Source organism: Ciceribacter sp. T2.26MG-112.2 (genome assembly GCF_900492205.1).
Classification (GTDB): Bacteria; Pseudomonadota; Alphaproteobacteria; order Rhizobiales; family Rhizobiaceae; genus Allorhizobium; species Allorhizobium naphthalenivorans_A.
Genome location: NZ_UEYQ01000005.1, coordinates 148,410 through 168,571 on the forward strand (window position 1 = coordinate 148,410; position 20,162 = coordinate 168,571).

Here is a 20,162-nt window from a genome sequence, read left to right on the forward strand (position 1 = left end):
TTGGCGTCGCTTTAGCAAAGACGGGCGGCAATCTCAACGGCTGCGGCGCGCATGGAGGATGCTGGCCGCGATCAACAGGATCAGGCCGAAGGGCAGGTAGTGGCGAATGCCGAGTACGGCAAATTGATAGACGGCGGAGGCGGAAGTAAAGGCGAACTGGAACAGCCAGATCCGGGTGCCGAACGGTTCGTGCCATTGGGCATAGAAGTGCCGGTATTGCAAAGCGAACAGCAGCGCGGTGAAGGCGGCGGTGCTGCCGGCGAGGAAGAGAAAGGCGGCGGCGAAGCGCGTCTCTTGCGTCCGTGAATGGCTGGCGAAGCGTATCAGCGGCAGGGCGGCGATCCAACCCAGTGCGGCGCCGGTGAAATAGAGGCCGAGCACGATCGTCTTGTGGCTCGCCGGTAGCCGGTGCAACCCGTAGGCGGAGAAGGTGACCGACAGGGCGATGAGGAAGCCCCAGAGCAGTGCGCCGATCAGCCATTCGGCAATAGGCGGCCGGCTTGCGGCGAGGCGGGCGCGAAATCCGGAGGCGGCTCGGGGGCCGGGCGGAAGCGGCGTCACGGACGGACCGGCACGGCGATCCAGCGGCCGTCATTGCCCTCGAAGCCGAGGCTCAGCACATTGACCAGCGCCATGTGCACGATCGCTTCCCCGAGCGGCGAATAGGTCACGGCACCGCCGAGGCGATAGCCGACGGTGCAGCCGCGACTGGCCGGCACGCTCTTATCCTCGTAGACCAGCTCGTCCGCCGGTGTGCCGTCCTTCTCCGTCATCTTCAAACGGAAGGCGATCAGCGCATCCACCATGTCGATGCAATGGCCGGTCGGGGTGGCGAAGAAGGTTTCGAGCTTGAGCGCATAGGGTTTGCCGAAGATCGGGTCGGCCGGGTATTCCAGATAGCGCAGTTCGTGTTTCTCCACGCCCACCTCGCTCACCGGATTGAAGGCGACAAGACTGCCGGGATTGTCGCCGAGCGCGTATCTGGCGATCAGCGGCTGTGCCTTGTCCATCGCCGCACGGCGCGCATCGGACAGGCCGGCATTCTCGTCGTCGAGACGAATGCGGATCGGCGTGCCCGGGAGATAGGCGTCCTTGACCGTGTCGATCACATAGATGTTGGAATAGGGAAAGCCGGAACCATCCTGGATCCCGTATTCCTCGAAGGCGTAGACACTGCCGTCATCGGAAAAGCCGATCGACTGAAGCGCTGCGATATCTCCGGCAACGGCCGGGGCGGCGGTCAATATGATTGCCGCTTTTGCCACCAGCCATGTCCGGAATATTGTCACCGACGACCCTCGAGCGCTGCCTTTTTCAAAGTGTCGACGGTTTTGCGGTAGTCGTCAACGCCTTCGCCCTTGTAGACGGCCGACCCGGCGACCAGCACATTGGCGCCAGCGGCGGTGACGAGCGGGGCCGTCTCGGCGGTGACGCCGCCGTCGACCTCCAGGTCGATCGGGCGGTTGCCGATCAGCATGTTGGCCTGGGCGAGCTTGGCGGTCGCCTGGGGGATGAATTTCTGGCCGCCGAAGCCCGGGTTGACGCTCATGATGAGGATCAGGTCGAGATCGTCGAGGACGTTTTCCAGAACCGAGACGGGCGTTGCCGGATTGAGCGAGACGCCAGCCTTCTTGTCGAGTGAGCGGATCTTCTGCAGCGAGCGGTGCAGGTGCGGACCCGCCTCGGCATGCACGGTGATCACGTCGCAGCCGGCATCGGCGAAGGCCTCGAGGAAGGGATCGGCCGGCGAAATCATCAGGTGGCAGTCGAACACGGCCTTGGTATAGGGGCGCAGCGCCTTGATGACTGCCGGACCGTAGGAGATGTTCGGCACGAAATGGCCGTCCATGACGTCGAGATGGATCCAGTCGGCGCCGGCTTCGACGACGTCGGCCACTTCCTGGCCGAGCTTGGCAAAATTGGCGGCAAGGATCGAAGGGGCGATCAGCAGGGGGCGGGTCATGGGGCGTAAACTCCGGATCGTGAGCGGTTCAGGCGCGTTTTGCTGCCCATAGCACCGGGACGGAGGCCCGGCAACACTGCGAAGGTCTGGCCTTTAGACGCGGCGGCTTGACCCGACGCGGCGATCCGGTCACTTCTGTCGGACTTTCGAGCGAGGAGGTCCAGATGGGACGGCATGCGATCATCACCGGCGGCAGCAGCGGCATCGGCCGCCATCTCGTCTCGGCCTTCGTCGAGGCCGGCTATGATGTCGCTTTCACCCATTTTGGCGACCATGGCGCGGCGGAAGAGGCTGTGACGGAGATCGGCACGGCGGGGCGTGTCCGGGGCTTCTCTTCCGATGTCGGCGATGGGGAGGCCGTTTCCCTTTTGATGGACGAGGCTTCCGCTTGGTTCGGCGACGCGCCCGATGTTCTCGTCAACAATGCCGGCATCCAGACTTGGTCGCCGTTGCTCGATCTGTCCGAGGAAAGCTGGGATGCCGTCATTCGCACCAACCTCAAGGGCTGTTTTCTCAATACGCGCGAGGCCGGCAAACGCATGGCCAAGGCCGGCAAGGGCGGGGCGATCATCAATATCGGTTCGGGCTGCAACAAGCTCGCCTTTCCGGGACTGGTCGACTACACCGCGTCGAAGGGCGGCATCGAGCAGTTCACCAACGTGTCGGCCGTGGAACTTGGACCGCATGGCATCCGCGTGAACTGCGTCGCGCCGGGCGCGATCGAGACGGAACGGACAAGGGCGGAAGCGCCGGACTATGCCGAGACCTGGGGTCGCGTCACGCCGCTTCGCCGGGTCGGGACGCCGGCCGATATTGCCGGCCCCGTCCTCTTTCTCGCAAGTGCTGAGGCGGCTTTTGTCACCGGCCAGACGCTGTGGGTCGACGGTGGTGTCTTCAGCCAGGCCTTCTGGCCTTATCAATCCTAGTTCCGAAGAACGGCGATCCCGTCTATTGCGCTGGGGCGGAAGGTTCGACAAACCGTCCACCGCGCCATTCCATCAGGCGATAGGGGTTTTCGCTGAGTTCGTGGTTTTCGTCGAAGGCGATCGGACCGATCACGGTGTCGACATGCGTTTCGCCGATCGCCTGCGCCAGCGGCATGCCAAGGGCCGCGGCCGCGCCGGCCGCCTGCGCCACCACCGTGACGGCTGCATAAGCCGGCAGAACATAGCCCTCGGGCTCCACGCCGGCCGCCTTTAATTCAGCAGCCACCTCTTTGGCGGCAGGCTGATCCTGCTCATCGGGCAGGATCACCGCACGCACGCCGTCGGCCAGCGGGACCGGCCGGTCCGCGGCATTCAGGCTTTCGCCACCCAGCAGCGTCAGCGTGATGTTCTCGGCCGCCGCGTCCCGGGCGATGATGGCCGCGTCATTGCGGTCACCGCCCACGAAGACATGTGTCGCGCCTGCCTTTTTCAGCCGCCGAACAAGCGCCACCTGTTGTTCCTGGCCGGGCCGGAAGGTGTCGGTAAAAACGGGTTTCAGGCCGCGCTCCTCCAGGCTGTTGCGCAGCGTCTCGGCGAGCTCGCGGCCGTGGATCGTGCCGTCCTCGATCAGCGCGAAGGCGTCGCCGGACCAGTCTCGCAGGATGACTTCGGCGAGTTTTTGCGCCTCGTCCTCGGTTGCGGGCGCCATGCGGTAAAACGGCCAGCCATTCTTTATCGCATCCTCCCGCACGCCTTTCCATCGAACGGAGAGGCTGAGCGCCGGTATGCCGGCCTCGGACAGGACCACAAGTCCGCCATCGAGGGATTCGGAGCAGAGGAAACCGACGGCTGCCTTGGCACCCGATTCGCGGATCTCGCGGGCAAGGGCGGGGCCGCTGCCGGGCTCGCAGGTTTCGTCGATGACCGCAAGCTCCAGCCCCTGCCGTCGCGCCGCGAAGGTCGCGCCCTCGCGCATCTGCGTGCCCAGAATGGCGAAAGGGCCGGTCTGCGGCGCAACAAGCGCGATCTTCGGCCCCTCGGCCAGGGCCGAAGAGGCCGGGGACAGGCCGACGAGGACGGACAGCAGCATTCGGCGGAGCATTCGGACGGGTTTTCCTGTTCTTTGGAACGTTGCGCGGCATCCTATCCGCACGATAGCGGCCACCGCAACGCCAATCGGCGGCAAGGCTCAGGACGAAAAAACCGCTTCGTTGTGGAAAACGTAAACCTTGGCGGCCATATAGTCATGCATCATGCCACCAAGGCCCGAAGCGTCCCGGAGAAGAGATTGTTGAACTCGCAGCAGATGGACCCCGTCGTCTACCGGGAAGCGATGAGCCGCTATGCCGGCCATGTGCAGATCGTCACGACCGAGTACGAGGGCGTCAGACGCGGCGTCACCATTACGGCGGCCTGCTCGGTGTCCGACCGTCCGCCGAGCCTGCTCGTATGCCTCAACAACGGTAACCCGAACAACGCAGTCTTCTTTGAAAGCGGCTATTTTGCCCTCAATACGCTGGCCGCCCATCATCAGCCGCTCGCCAATGCCTTTGCCGGCTTCGGTGGACTGGCGCCCGACGACCGGTTCGCGCTGGCCGAATGGCAGACGCTGGTCACCGGCGCGCCGGTGCTTGCCGATTCGATCGTTTCCTTCGACTGCCGGGTCACCGACAGCAAGGTGACGGCGACCCACACCGTGCTGTTCGGCGAGGTCAAGGCGGTGCATTTCGGCCCGATCGACGCCTCGCTCATCTATCTGGACCGCGGCTATCGCAGCCTGTAAGCTTTCCCTCAATCAAGGGGAGGAAGCATGGCGGAGACGTCAAGAACTGGTCTGCCGGGATCGATCGACCCCGTCATCGAACTCCTGTCTGCAAACGATTATCTGGCGGGACGTCCGCTGGCGACCGTGCTCTTTCTCGCGCTTCGCATGCAACGGCCGCTGTTTCTCGAAGGGGAGGCCGGGGTCGGCAAGACGGAGGTCGCGAAGGTGCTGGCCAAGGCGCTCGACCGCCCGCTGATCCGCCTGCAATGCTATGAAGGCCTCGACGTCGCGTCCGCCGTCTACGAGTGGAACTATCCGGCTCAGATGCTGGAGATCCGCCTGGCCGAAGCCACCGGCATCTCCGACCGCGACCGGCTGGAACATGATCTGTTTTCCGAGCGCCACCTGATCCGCCGCCCGGTTTTGCAGGCGCTGCAATGCGAGCCGGGCCGTGCGCCGGTCTTCCTGATCGACGAACTCGACCGCACCGACGAGGCCTTCGAGGCCTTCCTGCTCGAAGTGCTGTCCGACTTCCAGGTGAGCATTCCCGAGTTCGGCACGGTCAAGGCGACCGAGCCGCCGATCGTGATCGTCACCAGCAACCGCACCCGCGAGGTGCATGACGCGCTGAAGCGCCGCTGTCTCTACCACTGGGTCGACTATCCCAAGGCGGCCGAGGAACTGGCGATCATCCGGCGCAAGGTGCCGGGCTGCAACGAGCAGCTGTCGCGCCAGATCGTCGCCTATGTGCAGAAGATCCGCACCATCGACCTGTTCAAGAACCCCGGCATTGCCGAGACCATCGACTGGGCGACCGCGCTCACCGAACTCGACCGGCTGGCGCTCGATCCGGAAACCATTGCCGATACGCTCGGCACGCTCCTGAAATATCAGGAGGACATTGCCCGGATCCAGGGCGGCGAGGGCCACAAGGTGCTCTCCGAGGTCAAGGCCGAACTGCTGGCGGCGGGTTAGGCCATGCAGACGCCGGGAACCGGGGAAGGCATTGTCGTCGTGACGCCGCCGATCGGCGACGGGCGGCTCGCCGACAACATCGTCTATTTCGCCCGCGTCCTGCGCCGCGCCGGGCTGAAGCCCGGTCCTGGAGCGGTTGCCGATGCGATCGCCGCCATCGATGCGATCGGCATCGGTTCGCGCGAGGAATTCCATGCCGCGCTCTCGGCCGTGCTCGTCAAGCGGCACGAGGACCAGCCGGTGTTCGACGAGGCGTTTCGCCTGTTCTGGCGCTCGCGCGACCTGGTCAACAAGATGATCGCCATGATGTCGCCGGTGGCGCTGGACAGCAGCGAGCGCGAGAAGGCCAAGGCCGGGTCGTCGCGGGTGAGCGACGCGCTGTTTGCCGAGCGCGAGCGCCAGAGCCGTGAGCGCGACGAGCCGGACATCGAGATCGACGCCCGCTTCACCGTCTCCGGCAGCGAAGTCCTGCGCCGCACCGACTTTGCCCAGATGTCGGCCGAGGAGCTGTCGCAGGCGAGGCGCGAAATCGAGCGCATGACAATGCCCTTCGACGAGGTGCCGATCCGGCGCTACCAGCCGACCTCGCGGTCGCGCCATGTCGATCCGCGGGCGATGATGCGGGCGGCGATGCGCACCGGCGGCGACCTGATTCTGCCGAAATACCGTGAGCACCGCCGTCAGCCGCCGCCGCTCGTCATCCTCGCCGACATTTCCGGCTCGATGAGCCAGTACACCCGCATCTTCCTGCATTTCCTGCATGTGCTGACCGAGCGCCGGCGCCGCGTGCACACCTTTGTCTTCGGCACGCGGCTCACCAATGTGACGCGGCAGATGCGCAATCGCGATCCCGACGAGGCGATCGACCAGTGCACGGATGCGGTGCGCGACTGGTCGGGCGGCACGCGAATCGGTGAGACGCTGAAGGAGTTCAACCATCAATGGGCGCGCCGCGTGCTGGGACAGGGCGCCATTGTTCTCTTGATCACCGACGGGCTGGAGCGCGAGGGGGCCGAGCTGCTGGCCACGGAGACCGATCGCCTGCACCGGTCCTGCCGTCGGCTGATCTGGCTCAATCCGCTGCTGCGCTTCGAGGGCTTCGAGGCGCGGGCGCGTGGCGTGCGGGCCATGCTGCCGCATGTCGACGAGTTGCGGCCGGTCCACAATCTCAATTCGCTGTCCGACCTGGTCGGCGCGCTTTCGGCCACGTCCGCGGACATGGGCGATCCGCGCCGGCTTCTGCGCACTCTGAGGGGGCTCCAATGACCACCGACATGCAGACAAGGGATCCGCTTTTCATCGCCGAGGACTGGATCGGCCAGGGACGTCAGGTGGCCGTTGCCACCGTGGTCGAGACCTGGGGCTCGGCGCCGCGTCCGGTCGGAAGCCATCTGGTGATCGACGCGGACGGCAGTTTCGAGGGGTCTGTCTCGGGCGGCTGCGTCGAGGGCGCTGTGATCACCGAGGCGCTCGACGTACTGCAGTCGGGCCGGGCGAAGATGCTTGAATTCGGCGTGGCCGACGAAACCGCCTGGAGGGTCGGGCTCTCCTGCGGCGGCAAGATCCGCGTCTTTGTCGAGAGGCTTTCCTGATGCAGCTCTCCAGTCTCAAGGCGCTCAACGCGGCGCGCGCCGCCCGGCAGGCGGCGATCCTGATCACCGATCTTACCGACGCTCACGACCGGGTGGTCGTTGAGGGCGACACCGTTCAAGGCGCGCTCGGCGCGGAGATCGGGGGTCGTTTCCGCTCAGGCAAGTCCGGCGCCGTCGAGATCGACGGCCGCCCGCTCTTCCTCAATGTCCACCTGCCGCCGCCGCGCATCGTGGTGATCGGCGCGGTGCATATCAGCCAGGCGCTTTATCCCATGGCGGCGATCGCCGGCTATGACATGACCATCATCGATCCGCGCACCGCCTTTGCCACGCCGGAACGCTTTTCCGGCGTCGACCTCGTCGCCGACTGGCCGGAGGATGCGCTGTCGACCCGTTCGCTCGACCGCTACAGCGCCCTCGTCGCCGTGACCCATGACCCGAAGATAGACGACTTTGCGATCGCCGCGGCGCTCACGGCCGGCTGTTTCTATGTCGGCGCGCTCGGCAGCCGAAAGACCCATGCGAAGCGGGTCGAGCGGCTGATGGCGCAGGGCTTTTCCGAAGCGGAGATCGCCCGCATCTCGGCCCCCGTCGGCATCGACATCGGCGCCGCGACCCCGGCCGAGATCGCCGTCGCCACCCTGGCGGACGTCATCCAGGCCTTCCGCCGGCGCTCGCTCTCCGTGGCCGGAGGCGAGCCCGCATGATCTTCGGGGAGTTCGCCACGCGCGACGCCGAGGGCCTGATCCTCGCCCATGCGGTGAAGCTGCCCGCCGGGCGCTTGCCGAAGGGGCATGTACTCCGGACGGCAGACGTTACAGCACTCGCCGAGGCCGGCATCGCCAGCGTGATCGCCTGTCGCATTGAGGCGGGCGATCTCGGCGAGGACGAGGCGGCGGAGCGCTGCGCCTCGGCGATCGATCCGGCCAACCTGCGGCTCACCCCGGCCTCCACCGGCCGCGTCAATTTTTACGCCAACTGCAACGGGCTGTTCGTCGCCGACAAGGGCCTTGTCGACCGGTTCAACCGCGTCGATCCGGCGATCACGCTCGCCTGTCTCGCCGACCATAGCGACGTGCGCGACGGCGATCTGGTGGCGACCGTCAAGATCATTCCGCTTGCCGTGTCTGGCGATAGCGTCGAGCGGGCGCGGGCCATCCTGACCGAGGGTGCCGCCTTCCGGCTCAAGCCCTACCGGCCGCATGCCGTCCAGCTGATCGCCACCGAACTGCCGTCGCTGAAGCCCTCGGTGATGGACAAGACCGCGCGGGTGCTGGCGCAGCGCCTGGCCCCCTCGTCGAGCGAACTGGTGGCCGAGCAGCGGGTCGCGCATCGGGCCGAGGCGGTTGCTGCGGCGATCGAGAATGCCCTGCACCGCGTCGATTCCCGGCCGCCGATGATCGTCGTCTTCGGCGCCTCGGCCATGTGCGATGCCGTCGACGTCATCCCCGAATCGATCCGCATGGCCGGCGGCGTGGTTGATCAGGTGGGGCTTCCCGTCGATCCCGGCAATCTTCTGGTGCTCGGCCATGTCGACGGCGTCCCGGTGATCGGTGCGCCCGGCTGCGCCCGCTCGCCGAAGGAGAACGGCTTCGACTGGGTTCTGAACCGGCTCCTGGCCGGCGAGACGCCCACATGCGATGAGCTGACGGGCCTGGGGGTCGGAGGGCTGCTGATGGAAATTCCAAGCCGGCCACTGCCGCGCGAACTGGCAACCGAGGGCGAAAGCCAGCCGCTCAAGGTGGCGACCGTGCTTCTCGCCGCCGGCAGGTCGAGCCGTATGGGTGAGGGTGGGCGGCATAAGCTGCTGGCCGAGTTCGAGGGCGAGCCGCTCGTGCGCCGCTCGGCGCGGATCGCGCTCGAGGCGGGAGCCGGCGAGGTCATCGTCGTCACCGGCCATCGCGGCTTCGAGATCGCCGGGAGCCTGAAGGGTCTTGCCGTAGTCTGCGTCGACAATCCCGATTATGCGAGCGGCATGGCGAGTTCGCTGAAGGCCGGCTTTGCCGTGGCCAATGCTGGCGGCGCCGACGGCGTTCTCGTCATGCTGGCCGACATGCCGGGCGTGTCGGTCGGCGATCTTCACGCGCTGGTGGCGGCCTTCCGTGCCTCTGGCGGGCGTTCGATTGTGCGTGCAGTCGCCGACGGCAAGCGCGGCAATCCGGTCATCCTGCCGCGCTCGACCTTCGAGGCGGTGAAATCGCTCGAAGGCGACATCGGCGCCCGGCCGATCATCGAGACCGCCGGCCTGCCGATCGTCGACGTTGAGATCGGACTTGCGGCGCGGCTCGACGTCGACACACCCGAGGCGGTGATTGCGGCAGGTGGAATTCTGAAGGGGTAGGCCATGGACAATGTCGAGATCGAGGAGGTGTTCTCGTCGCTCGGGCCGGTCGGCATCAAGCGCATGTTCAGCGGCAAGGGCATCTACCACCAGGGCGTCATCATCGCCCTTTATCTGTTCGACGAACTGATGCTGAAGGCCGATGTGCAGTCCGCCCCGCAGTTCGAGGCGGCCGGCGCGCGGCAGTGGGTCTACCAGCGCGAGGGAAAGAACCCGGTCGCCATGCCCTACTGGTCGGTGCCCGAGGATGCCTATGACGATCCGGATGAGATGGCGAAATGGGTGCGCCTCGCCTTCGAGGCGGGTCTGAGGACCGAAGCCGGAAAGGCAAGGCCGAAGGGCAAGACTGCCCGCGCATCAGCGAAGATGAGGCAAAAGGGCCCGGGTGAAGGCTGAGAGCGGCTCCGGCAGGGCGTCGAGATCGAACCATTCGAGGGCGGAGAGCTTGTCCGGCTCGGTCAGCCACGGTTCGCCGTGAAAGTCCGAGGTCTTGTAGAGCAGCGAGATCCAGTGCTGGCGATCGGCGTCGATGATCTGTTCGCTGGTGGTGACGAATTCGATTGCGCCGATGGAAAGTCCGGTCTCTTCCTCGGCCTCGCGGCGGGCTGCCGTCTCCGCCGGCTCCAGGTGATCCACCTTGCCGCCGACGATGTTCCAGTGGCCTGCTTCAGGCGCCTTCAGCCGACGGCAGAGCAGAAGCTTGCCGTCGCGCAGGATCGCCAACCCGACGCCGACACCGGGGAAATCGATGCCGGGCTTGGCCATTTAAGACTTCGCGGCGGCGACGATCAACATGAAGGCGGGGATTTCGTCGCCGAAGCCGACCGGTGTCGGGCCGTCGTCATGATCGCGATAATGGCTGCGGCGGCGTTCGCGCTGGTCGTCATTGGCCGGGTTCGGCCGTGCATTGCGGTTTCCGGGGTTCGGCCGCCTGTCAGCCTTGCGCTCGCTGTTCACTGGTTCGGTCCTTACCGGTTCGATGACTTCTTCGATTTCACGGGCCTTGGCAGGCTCTGCCTCGCGTGCCTTGACGGGCTCGGCCGGTGCCTCGGAACGGCGACCGCCGCGGCGCTCACGTCCCCGGTCCTTATCCTTGTCCTTGTCGCGCGATCCGCGCCGGCCACGACCCTCGTCCTGGCCTTCCGCCATGGCGGGCAGCGAGGAGAGATCGCCGTCGAGCCATTCGATCTTCTGGCCGATCAGCTTTTCGATGGCGTCGAGATATTTGGTGTCCGACTTGGAGACCAGCGTGAAGGCTGCGCCCGAGCGCCCGGCGCGGCCGGTACGGCCGATGCGGTGGACATAGTCCTCGGCATGGATCGGGATGTCGAAGTTGAAGACGTGGCTGACGTCGGGAATGTCGAGACCGCGCGCGGCGACGTCGGAGGCGACGAGCAGGGTGATCTGGTTGTCCTTGAAGCCCGCCAGCATGTTGGTGCGCGAGCGCTGGTCCATGTCGCCATGCAGGGCGCCGACGGAGAAGCCGTGCCGTTCCAGCGAACGGAACAGGTCGGCGACATCCTTCTTGCGGTTGCAGAAGATGATGCCGTTCTTCAGGTCTTCCTGGGCGCGGATCAGGTCGCGCAGGCGCGAACGCTTCTCGTAGTCCTTGTTGTGGACGGCGACGAGGCGCTGCGTCACGGTCTTGGCGGTCGATGCGGGAAGAGAGACTTCGACCCGTTCCGGGTTCTGCAGGAAACGGTCGGCCAGCTTCTGGATCTCCGGCGGCATGGTGGCCGAGAAGAACAGCGTCTGGCGGGTGAACGGGATCATCTTGGCGATTCGCTCGATGTCCGGGATGAAGCCCATGTCGAGCATGCGGTCGGCTTCGTCGATGACGAGGATCTCGACACCGGTCATCAGCAGCTTGCCGCGTTCGCAATGGTCGAGCAGGCGGCCGGGCGTGCAGATCAGCACGTCGGCGCCACGTTCGAGCTTGCGGTTCTGTTCTTCGAAGGAGACGCCGCCGATCAGCAGCGCGACGTTCAGCTTGTGGTTCTTGCCGTATTTCTCGAAGTTCTCGGCGACCTGGGCGGCCAGTTCGCGCGTCGGCTCGAGAATCAGCGTGCGCGGCATGCGGGCGCGGGCGCGGCCGTTTTCGAGCAGGGTCAGCATGGGCAGTACGAAGGATGCGGTCTTGCCCGTGCCGGTCTGCGCGATGCCGCAGATGTCGCGGCGCTGCAGGGCAAACGGGATGGCGCCAGCCTGGATCGGCGTCGGCACGGTGTAGCCGGCGTCGGTGACGGCTGAAAGTACTTTTTGGCTCAGGCCAAGGTCAGAAAATGTGGTCAAAGGGGAATCTATTCCGTTCCGGTTCTTGCGAACGCAATTGAGACGCCCGTGACGCGGGCGCTAACGTCAGCGCGGGATAGTGCCAAATTGCTCGAAAGTCAAGGAAACTGCCGGATTTGCAGTAACAAAGGGTGAATATTCGGACCAACTATCGAGATTGGGGACCCTCATCACGATCCTGTTCACGATTTGCTGGTTGCCGACGACCACCGGGGCGCGGGAAGGCCGGCCCGGAGGCACGGCTCCCATCGGGCCGTGGCCTTCAGAGAGGCTTCGCTCCGGTGACGGGGCTCAATTGATGAGTGTCGTGAGTTTCATGCCGGCATTGAGGAAGTGCATGGGGTCGACCGCCTCGCCGTTGCGACGGACTTCGTAGTGCAGATGCGGGCCGGTCGAGCGTCCTGTATTGCCCGACAGGCCGATCGTGTCACCACTCGCCACCTCGTCGCCGACCTTGACCAGCACGCGCGACATATGGCCGTAGCGCGTCGTCAGGCCCAGCCCGTGATCGATCTCGACCATGTTGCCATAGCCGCCGGCAGGACCGGCAGCGATGACCTTGCCGGCGCCGCTGCTCCTGATTTCGCCGCCGATCGGTGAACGGAAATCGATCCCGGCATGCATGGCAAGGCCGCCGAGGAAGGGATCGGGTCGGTTGCCGAAGCGGCTGGTGATGTCCTTTCCGGGGGCCGGATTGGCGAAGGGGAGCCGTTTCGCCGTATCGCGCATCGTCTCCAGCCGTGTCAGTGCCGCGTCGAGGTCGTTGAGCGAGGCGTTGAACGGTTCGGAGGACTGCGGCGCCACATAGGGGCCGCCGATCGCACCCGGGGAAGGGGAGAGCTTTTCGTCGTCCAGCGGTATGCCGTTGCGCAGCAATATGCCGGAAATCTGCTCGGCGGTTTCGGTCGCGCCGCTCGTCAGGCGTTGAATGCGATCGATCTGGTCCTGCTCTATGTCCTTGAGCGAAAGCGTCATATGCGAAAAGAGGCGGTCGGCGCGATCGGCGACCGTGTCGGTCAGCGGGACAAAGCCGAGCGCGGTCGTTTTCTGTGGGGCGGCTGGGGCATTTTGCCCAAGCAATGTGCCGATCGCTTCGATCCCGCCCGTGACGCGGGCCTGCTTGTTCTGCGCGCCCGGCCGCACCGTCGGCATAGGCCCGGCTTCCGGCAGTTCTCCGACAGCCTCGGCCCGATCGAGGAGCGCATCCAGTCGACCATGCCGGGAGGCCAGCGCCACCTGTTGTTCGAGCAGTTTTTCCACCTTCTCCTCGACCACCTGCTGGTCGAGCAACTGGCGCGACGTGACGCGGTCAACCTGGGCGCGCAGTGCTGCGATCCGGTCTTCGTATTCGTGCTGCATTCGGGCCTGACGGGCCATCGAGCCGCCGATCAGATTGTCGCGAAAGACGAGGTAGGTGGTAGCGCCGAGATAGCCGATCGCCATGACCCCGGCAAAACAGAAGGCAAGTGCGGCCATCCAGGGGCGGATCGTCATGTGGCGGATCTTGTCGCCGCTTGCCAGGATGACGATATGCTCTTGCCGCCGCTTCCCGAAGACCTGATTTGCTGTCTTGCCCGCCACCGCTGTCTCCCATTCCGCCTCGGCCGTATCCGGTGTGAGACTTGGGATGATTACACATGATTAAGGTTAACAACGGCTGAATTCCCTGCGGCGGGCGCCGTGACGTCAGCTGTTCGTCGAGGTCAGGGATCGGTAGAAGGAGGGCGTCAAGCCGGCTTCGGCGCGGGCGACATCGTTGAACGGGGCCTTGAGCGCACCGCGGAAATTGGCCCTCACCAGCGCCTTGAAAGTCGCTGCCGGGTCCTTCTTCTCGCGCGCGCAGAGGAAGCGGAACCATTTGGCGCCGACGGCGACATGGCCTTTCTCGTCCTCGTAGATCACCTTCAACACGTCGGCGCTCTCAATGTCACCGGTTTCGCGCATCTTGTCCTGTAGCGAGGGGGTCACGTCGAGACCGCGGGCTTCGAGAATCAGGGGAACCACGGCCAGCCGCGCCGTCAGGTCGTTGCGCGTCGAATGGGCCGCCTGCCACAGTCCGTCATGGGCCGGCATGTCTCCATAGTCGGCACCGAGGGCTCTTAAGCGATCGCGCACCATGCGAAAATGCTTGGCCTCCTCGAAGGCGACGCGCATCCAGCCGTCGAAGAAGGAATGGGGCACCGGCTCCGAGGCGAACCGCGCGACGATGTCGAGTGCCAGGTCCACGGCATTGAGCTCGATATGGGCCAGTGCGTGCAGCATGGCTATGCGTCCGGCAAGTGTGTGCAGCGACCGCTTTTCCGTGGCTTTTGGCGGAACGAGCACCGGCCTTGCCGGCCGGCCGGGTCGCTCCGGCAGGTCCGGATCGAGAGGCGAGCGTAGCGACAACCGCCGTTCGTGCCAGCGCCGCGCAGTCTGCTGCGCCAGGTCGGTCTTTTCGTCTAGATCGGCGCTCAAGATCGCCATCGTTGCGCCGCCGCGCAAGGTTGCGATTCGCAGCGGGTCGGATGCGGCCATCAGAGAGACTGCGCCGCTTTCAGGACTGCTTCCGCGTGGCCGGCGACCTTGACCTTGCGCCACACCGCTGCCACGCGCCCATCGCGGTCGATCAAAAAGGTGGAACGCTCGACGCCCATGTAGGTCCGGCCATACATGCTCTTTTCTTTCCAGACCCCATAGACGGAGAGGACCGTTTTTTCCTCATCGGAGGCCAGGATCACCGACAGGTCGTGCTTGGCGACGAACTTGTCGTGGCTCTTGACCGGATCCGGCGACAGGCCGATCACCTTGGCGTCCACCTTGGCGAATTCGTCGGCCAAAGCGCTGAATGCCAGCGCCTCGGTCGTGCAGCCGCTGGTATCGTCCTTCGGGTAGAAATAGAGCACGACGGGCGATCCGCGCATCTCGGCGAGCGAAACCGTGCCGCCGCCGTCGCGGGGAAGGGTGAAATCCGGAGCCATGTCGCCCGCTGTCAAATCTGCCATGGGATAACCTTTCTTTTGCCCGCTTTGTGGATGATTGTCGTCGCACTCGATATATAGTCCGCGACGCAGTCGTCCACGCGCGACTGTGATAACGGCATCGATCGACGGAGACAATCGCCGGCACATGGGAGAAATCCGGGGCGAAAAGGTGCGGTTTCGCAGGCAAGACTTCGTGGCCTTGCACGAACTTCCGTCTTCGCTCGTCGATGACCCTTTGATCGTTCATTGCCCGCCGCGGTCGAACCTGGCCCGCCGCCTGCTACGCTACATCGTCGGCATTGTCGGGATCGTCCTCCTCATTGGTGGCGGCGTCTTTGCCGTGATCGAGAGCGGAACGCTCGACACGGCGCTTTCCAACGGCGCACGCACGGTTCTCAATGCCGCTGTCGCGCCGGGCTTTCGGGCCGAGATCGGCGAGACGGCGATCCGCTTTTCCGACAGTTTTCAGCTGGCGGTCGAGGCCCGCAATGTCGCGATCGTGCCCGAGGGCGGCAAGAGTCCGCTGGCGCTGACGCAGTCGGTCAACATGGTGCTCGATCCGATCGCGCTTCTCGGCGGCGATTTCAAGGTCAGGGAGATCGTGACCGAAGGGGTGGCGCTCGACGCCCGCCTGCTGCCGGCCGGTCCGCCGATCGATCTGGCGAATCTTCGCATCGACAGCATTCCAGCCTTTCTCGACCGCGCCTTCGTGCAGCTCGATCAGATTCAGGCCTTTATCGCCAAGGGCGGCCTAGATCGCATGCGGATCGGCGGGCTCGAAGTCTCGACCACCGGGGTCAGCGGCCGTCCGCTGGTGATTGCGGTCGATGACCTCGCCATGGAGCGCGGCGCCGATGATTCGCTTTCCTTTTTCGGCGCGGTCTCGGTGAATGGACAGCAAACCGAAATCTCAGCCCTGACCGCCAATACCGGCGGCAAGGCGCAGTCGCTTACGCTGAGGCTTGCGGATGTGCGCCTGACGCCATTCCTGCTGCGGCGCGGCGCGACGGGCAATCCGCGCCAGGGTCTCGACGGTTCGGCCGAGGTTTCGATATCGGCGAAACGGGCAAGCGAGGGGCAGAAGCCGTCGGTCAACATGATTGCCGAGATTGCCGGCGCAACGATCTATTCGGATGGTATCGGCCAGGAGTTGACGCGGGCGCGTCTCAACTTCGGCTATGATTTCGCCAAGGACACACTTGAGCTTTCGTCCTCGCAGGCCGAATTCGGGCCCATGTCCCTGCCGCTTTCCGGTGGATTGATCGATCTCGACCGGTTGCCCGGCAACACCAAGGCCGGAAAGGGCTTCGGGATCGATTTGCTGGTGAGCGAGGGGCGGGCCGATGTGCCGTCTGCGGGCGAGGCGCCATTCCCGTTTTCGCTGAAGGCGTTCGGTCACTATCTCCTGGAGGAGAAGGAACTCAAGTTCGAGACCTTCACCGTGCAGACGCCGTCCGGCACGATGGACGCCTCGCTTGCCGTCCGGTTCGTCGGTACCGGTCCCGAAGTTCGGTTTGATGCGCTGATCCGTAACATGAAGACGGCGGTGGTCAAGCAGCTCTGGCCCTACTGGATCGCCGAAAAGCCACGTCGCTGGGTGCTGGCAAATATCTTCGGCGGTACGATCACCAACGGACAGATCTCGGTCTTCATCCCGCAGGACCGCCTGACGGTCGAACCCAAGCCGCTGCGTCTCGACGAGAACGAACTGCGCGTCAGCTTCGACATTGTCGATGCTCGGATGAACGTCACCGGCGAGATCCCCCCACTGCGCGATACCTCGGCGCATTTCGACCTGTCGGGTCGCAAGGTGGTCACCAGCATCCGCTCGGCCACATCCTATTTTCCGTCGGGCCGGATGGTGACCGTGGAGAAGGGCCAACTCGCGCTCGAGGACATTTATCACAAGCCGTTGATGGCGGACATCGAGATCGCGGTATCCGGCGCGGCCGATGCCGTGGCGGAGCTGGTTTCGTTCAAGCCGATCCGGGCGCTCGAGCGCGCCGGTTTTGCCGTCGAGGATTTCTCCGGCAAGGTGAGCGGCGTGGCGAAGGTGCGCCTGGGCCTGATCTCGGACCAGCATCCACCCGATCCGGTCTGGGAGGCGCATCTCGACCTTGCGGATGTCGACGTGACCAAGCCCTATTCGGGCCGCACCATCAGCGATCTCGAGGGCAAGCTCGATGTTGATCCGCGGGCCGCACGGTTGAACGCCAAGGCGAAGATCGATGGCGTGCCGATGGACCTGGAGGTGACCGAGCCGGTCGAGAAGACCGACCCGGTGGCGCGCGAGCGCGTCGTCAGGCTGCGACTCGACAATGAGGAACGGCGAAAGTTCGTACCCGGACTCGACGATCTGGTCGACGGCCCGATCACCGTCGAGCTTACGCGCATCGACGACGAGCGCCAGGCGGCGGTGATAGACCTGACATCGGCAAGCCTGACCGTGCCTTGGATCGGCTGGTCGAAGGGGCAGGGAATAGCCGCCAAGGCGAGTTTCGAGGCGCTGGAAGGCGAAACACAGACGGCCATCGAGAATTTCGTTCTCGACGGAGAGGGTTTCGGCGCGACCGGCAAGCTTGCGGTCGGCAAGCAAGGGCTGGTTTCGGCTGATCTCAGCCGGATGCGCCTTGCGCCCGGCGACGATTATGCGCTTGCCATTCGGCAGAACAAGGGGGGCTATGACGTCTCGGTCTCGGGGAAGTCGGCGGATGTCCGCTCGCTGATTGTCGCGCTCAAATCGCCGGGGGACGGGCCGGGCAGCGGCGGAGATGAAAAGCCGCTCTCGGTACAGGTCAAGGGTCGACTGGACCGCGTGGTCGGATTTGGCGACGAGGTGCTTTCCGGCGTATCGATCCTATACGGTTCACGCGGTGGCAAGACGACGGCGCTCGACGTATCGGGTGTCACCGACAGCCGCCAGGCCGTGGTGGCCAAGATGCGCCGCCCCGGGGAACTCAGCGAGCTGTCGGTCACCAGCAGCGATGCCGGCGCGCTGGCGCGTTTCATCAACCTCTACAACCGGATGATCGGCGGACTGATGAACCTCAAGCTCTCTCAGGCCGCCAATGGCAGCTGGAGCGGTTCGCTCGACATTCGCGATTTCCGGGTCGAGAACGAAGAACGGCTGCAGTCGATCGTCTCGACGCCCACCGGTGCCGACGGCCGCAGCCTCAATACTGCGGTGAAGAAAGACATCGACGTCAGCTCCGCACGCTTCCAGCGGGCCTTCGCGCGGCTTGTCTACAGCGACGGATCGCTTCGGGTCGACAATGGCGTGGTGCGTGGCGAGCAGATCGGCGCGACGTTCCAGGGCGGGGTGCGCGACACGCGCGGCCAGATAGACCTGACCGGCACCTTCATGCCTGCCTACGGCCTCAATCGGCTTTTCGGCGAACTGCCGTTGATCGGCATCCTGCTCGGCAACGGCCGTGACAGAGGCCTGCTCGGGATCACTTTCAAGCTGACAGGTGCGACCGAGCAGCCTAAACTGGTCGTCAATCCGCTGTCGATCATCGCGCCCGGCGTGTTCCGCCAGATCTTCGAATTCCGCTGATCCGAGGCACGCCGTTCAGGCCAAAGTGTCGCTCAGAGGAACTCGGTGAGGGCTTCGCGCGACTGCAGGGTGAGGAACTCGATCGCCACGCCTTCGAGGAAGTGGCGGACCACGCGACCACGCATGTTGCCGAGCTGGACGGCCGTGCCGATCGGGGGGCGGATGTCGATGTCGACAGCGGCCCCCGACAGCGACAGGTCCATCAGGCGACAGGGATAACGGCGGCCGTCCTCGAGCTTGAGTTCGGTGCGGGTGACACGCGGCGTCAGGCGGTCGTGGCGGCGGTCTTCGGGAAGGCCAAGTTCGTGCTTGTTGGCGATCCAGGTCAACTGCGCGGCCAGTTTTTCGCGCTTGCGGCCTGTGGCGTTGATCGACATGACGAAACCGCCCTCGACCAGCTTGATGACGGTTCCTTCGACGCGGCCGAGATGATCGATATAGGCGATGACCCGTTCATTGGGCTGCGGGCACCCGGCACAGGCGAAGCGCACGTCGCCGGGCGACATGTCGACGACCTTGCAGACATACTCTTCGTAATTGGCCAGCATCAGCCGGCCTTGCAGGTTCACGGCTACGCGTTGGAACGCCCGCCGTTGAGCAGGAGAGACAAGACCGCCATTCTGTGCCGCCTGAGAAGAATACATGGTGCGGTTTCTGAAATATTTCTCTACCGTTAAACAATTACCGGCAAGCCGTTAACATATCGTTTTGCGCGGCGCGCCGATCCTTGGTGTCCGCGCGATCATACTGTGGAATTAAGGTTAATTCTTTCTGAGTGTTGCGAGCTTCGTCCCGCTATGGCAAATGACGGTCATCAACTTCCCGAAGGATAGCCTTCGGCACCAATTTTCGGGTACAGGTTCGCTCCTGATTTACCCAACGAAGCCGTCCGCAAGCCCGGACGGCTTTTTTTTATGGCGGCCGTCGTTTATGCCTCTTCGAGAAACTTGTGAAGGTGCGTGCCGCATGGATGAATTTCCGCCGAGATCGCCTCGTGGCGAGGAGCCCCACGAAGGGCAAGATGGACCGCCGGCGCAACGCGTTCCGGTGTTCAACCTTCCCTCCGGCATTCTCATCGTCTTGGTCGGCCTCGGCGTCATCTATGCCGTGCAGTCGCTGCTGCTGCCCGGTGCCGCTGCCGAATGGCTCGCCGTCACCTTCGGCTTTTCTCCACTGCGCTATGTTCATCCGCTGTCGCAGCAGGGCTATGAGTGGTTCTGGACGCCGGTGACCTATTCCCTGCTACACGGGAGCATCGAGCATCTCGCCTTCAACGGATTGTGGCTTGCCGCCTTCGGCACCCCCGTTCTTCGGCGAATCGGCAATCTGCGCTTCGTGATCTTCTGGATCACCTCGGCGGCCGCCGGCGCCCTGGTGCATGCCGGCTTCAACTGGGGCCAGCCGACGATCATGATCGGGGCCTCCGGCGTGGTGTCCGCCCTGATGGGAGCTGCCTGCCGATTTGCCTTCGGCACGTCCGGTCGCACGCTGCAGCATCATGTCGGCTATCAACCGCCGTTGCTGTCGATCGGCGCGGCGCTTTCCCTGCGCACCGTGCGGGTGTTCATCCTTGCATGGTTCGCCGGCAATTTGGCGATCGCGCTCGGCCTGCCGCTCTTTGGCGAACTGGCCGGCACGATTGCCTGGGATGCGCATATCGGCGGTTTCCTGTTCGGCTTCCTGCTCTTTGCCCCGTTCGATCCGACGCGGGCGCGCAACCGATCCTTTTAGCTGCATTGCAGGTATATTGCATTCCGCTGAGATAACGGGCACCATTTTCTCCGTTGCG

The 20,162-nt window shown here is 64.7% G+C and carries 20 protein-coding genes; 10 read left to right on the forward strand and 10 right to left on the reverse strand.

All coding sequences use genetic code 11. The annotated features are described in order from the left end of the window. Positions 1 to 33 precede the first annotated feature (33 nt). Genes DYZ14_RS10370 through rpe form a run of 3 tightly spaced genes read right to left on the reverse strand, consistent with a single transcriptional unit; the run spans position 34 to position 1,963 of the window. The gene (locus DYZ14_RS10370; RefSeq protein ID WP_154720599.1) at positions 34 to 561 is read right to left on the reverse strand and encodes a hypothetical protein; all 528 of its coding nucleotides are present in this window, start codon (positions 559 to 561) and stop codon (positions 34 to 36) included. Then, the gene (locus tag DYZ14_RS10375; RefSeq protein ID WP_232365499.1) at positions 558 to 1,265 is read right to left on the reverse strand and encodes a DUF2259 domain-containing protein; all 708 of its coding nucleotides are present in this window, start codon (positions 1,263 to 1,265) and stop codon (positions 558 to 560) included. The genes DYZ14_RS10370 and DYZ14_RS10375 overlap by 4 nt, the downstream gene beginning before the upstream one ends. Before the next feature lie 20 nt (positions 1,266 to 1,285). Then, entirely contained in the window at positions 1,286 to 1,963 is a 678-nt protein-coding gene (gene rpe / locus DYZ14_RS10380; protein WP_154720600.1) for a ribulose-phosphate 3-epimerase, read from the reverse strand. 164 nt (positions 1,964 to 2,127) lie between these two features. On the opposite strand from rpe, the gene DYZ14_RS10385 reads away from it, so the two are divergent. Continuing rightward, positions 2,128 to 2,889 (forward strand): SDR family NAD(P)-dependent oxidoreductase, encoded by a 762-nt coding sequence (locus DYZ14_RS10385; protein WP_154720601.1) that lies wholly within the window; start codon positions 2,128 to 2,130, stop codon positions 2,887 to 2,889. A gap of 22 nt (positions 2,890 to 2,911) precedes the next feature. Here the strand turns inward: DYZ14_RS10385 and DYZ14_RS10390 are convergent, their stop codons facing one another. Next, entirely contained in the window at positions 2,912 to 3,991 is a 1,080-nt protein-coding gene (locus DYZ14_RS10390) for a branched-chain amino acid ABC transporter substrate-binding protein (protein WP_154720602.1), read from the reverse strand. A gap of 186 nt (positions 3,992 to 4,177) precedes the next feature. Here DYZ14_RS10390 and DYZ14_RS10395 point away from each other — a divergent pair, with 186 nt between their 5' ends. The 7 genes from DYZ14_RS10395 to DYZ14_RS10425 are packed head-to-tail and all read left to right on the forward strand — an operon-like array spanning position 4,178 to position 9,958. Beyond that, a complete protein-coding gene (locus tag DYZ14_RS10395; RefSeq protein WP_154720603.1) occupies positions 4,178 to 4,672 on the forward strand; it encodes a flavin reductase in 495 nt (164 codons plus the stop codon). Between the two features lie 27 nt (positions 4,673 to 4,699). Then, positions 4,700 to 5,629 carry an AAA family ATPase gene (locus DYZ14_RS10400; RefSeq protein ID WP_154720604.1) on the forward strand — a complete coding sequence of 310 codons (930 nt, stop codon included), beginning with the start codon at positions 4,700 to 4,702 and terminating at the stop codon, positions 5,627 to 5,629. Positions 5,630 to 5,632: 3 nt separating this feature from the next. Further along, positions 5,633 to 6,895: a vWA domain-containing protein gene (locus tag DYZ14_RS10405; RefSeq protein WP_154720605.1), complete on the forward strand. Its 1,263-nt coding sequence runs from the start codon at positions 5,633 to 5,635 to the stop codon at positions 6,893 to 6,895. Next, entirely contained in the window at positions 6,892 to 7,221 is a 330-nt protein-coding gene (locus DYZ14_RS10410; protein WP_154720606.1) for an XdhC family protein, read from the forward strand. The genes DYZ14_RS10405 and DYZ14_RS10410 overlap by 4 nt, the downstream gene beginning before the upstream one ends. Next, entirely contained in the window at positions 7,221 to 7,928 is a 708-nt protein-coding gene (locus DYZ14_RS10415) for an XdhC family protein (protein WP_154720607.1), read from the forward strand. Before DYZ14_RS10410 ends, DYZ14_RS10415 begins: the two co-directional genes overlap by 1 nt. Beyond that, positions 7,925 to 9,562: an NTP transferase domain-containing protein gene (locus DYZ14_RS10420; RefSeq protein ID WP_154720608.1), complete on the forward strand. Its 1,638-nt coding sequence runs from the start codon at positions 7,925 to 7,927 to the stop codon at positions 9,560 to 9,562. The genes DYZ14_RS10415 and DYZ14_RS10420 overlap by 4 nt, the downstream gene beginning before the upstream one ends. Positions 9,563 to 9,565: 3 nt before the next feature. Continuing rightward, positions 9,566 to 9,958, forward strand: a complete 393-nt coding sequence (locus tag DYZ14_RS10425) for a TfoX/Sxy family protein (RefSeq protein WP_154720609.1) — start codon at positions 9,566 to 9,568, stop codon at positions 9,956 to 9,958. Here DYZ14_RS10425 and DYZ14_RS10430 read toward each other — a convergent pair. From DYZ14_RS10430 to DYZ14_RS10450, 5 genes are all read right to left on the reverse strand, one after another. Beyond that, a complete protein-coding gene (locus DYZ14_RS10430) occupies positions 9,920 to 10,327 on the reverse strand; it encodes an NUDIX domain-containing protein (protein WP_154720610.1) in 408 nt (135 codons plus the stop codon). The two genes, DYZ14_RS10425 and DYZ14_RS10430, sit on opposite strands and share 39 nt — an antisense overlap. After that, on the reverse strand, positions 10,328 to 11,854 hold the full coding sequence (locus DYZ14_RS10435; protein ID WP_154720611.1) for a DEAD/DEAH box helicase: 1,527 nt from the start codon (positions 11,852 to 11,854) through the stop codon (positions 10,328 to 10,330). 291 nt (positions 11,855 to 12,145) lie between these two features. Further along, on the reverse strand, positions 12,146 to 13,435 hold the full coding sequence (locus DYZ14_RS10440) for a peptidoglycan DD-metalloendopeptidase family protein (protein ID WP_232365500.1): 1,290 nt from the start codon (positions 13,433 to 13,435) through the stop codon (positions 12,146 to 12,148). 105 nt (positions 13,436 to 13,540) lie between these two features. Then, positions 13,541 to 14,371 carry a ferritin-like domain-containing protein gene (locus tag DYZ14_RS10445; protein WP_154720612.1) on the reverse strand — a complete coding sequence of 277 codons (831 nt, stop codon included), beginning with the start codon at positions 14,369 to 14,371 and terminating at the stop codon, positions 13,541 to 13,543. After that, positions 14,371 to 14,838: a peroxiredoxin gene (locus tag DYZ14_RS10450; RefSeq protein WP_154720613.1), complete on the reverse strand. Its 468-nt coding sequence runs from the start codon at positions 14,836 to 14,838 to the stop codon at positions 14,371 to 14,373. The genes DYZ14_RS10445 and DYZ14_RS10450 overlap by 1 nt, the downstream gene beginning before the upstream one ends. A gap of 172 nt (positions 14,839 to 15,010) precedes the next feature. Here DYZ14_RS10450 and DYZ14_RS10455 point away from each other — a divergent pair, with 172 nt between their 5' ends. Further along, positions 15,011 to 18,373, forward strand: a complete 3,363-nt coding sequence (locus tag DYZ14_RS10455; RefSeq protein WP_195949903.1) for a YhdP family protein — start codon at positions 15,011 to 15,013, stop codon at positions 18,371 to 18,373. A 32-nt stretch (positions 18,374 to 18,405) separates the two neighbouring features. Here the strand turns inward: DYZ14_RS10455 and DYZ14_RS10460 are convergent, their stop codons facing one another. After that, the gene (locus tag DYZ14_RS10460) at positions 18,406 to 19,017 is read right to left on the reverse strand and encodes a PilZ domain-containing protein (protein WP_115669344.1); all 612 of its coding nucleotides are present in this window, start codon (positions 19,015 to 19,017) and stop codon (positions 18,406 to 18,408) included. Between the two features lie 322 nt (positions 19,018 to 19,339). Between DYZ14_RS10460 and DYZ14_RS10465 the strand changes: the two genes are divergently transcribed. Next, positions 19,340 to 20,104, forward strand: a complete 765-nt coding sequence (locus DYZ14_RS10465; RefSeq protein WP_154720615.1) for a rhomboid family intramembrane serine protease — start codon at positions 19,340 to 19,342, stop codon at positions 20,102 to 20,104. Positions 20,105 to 20,162: the final 58 nt, after the last annotated feature.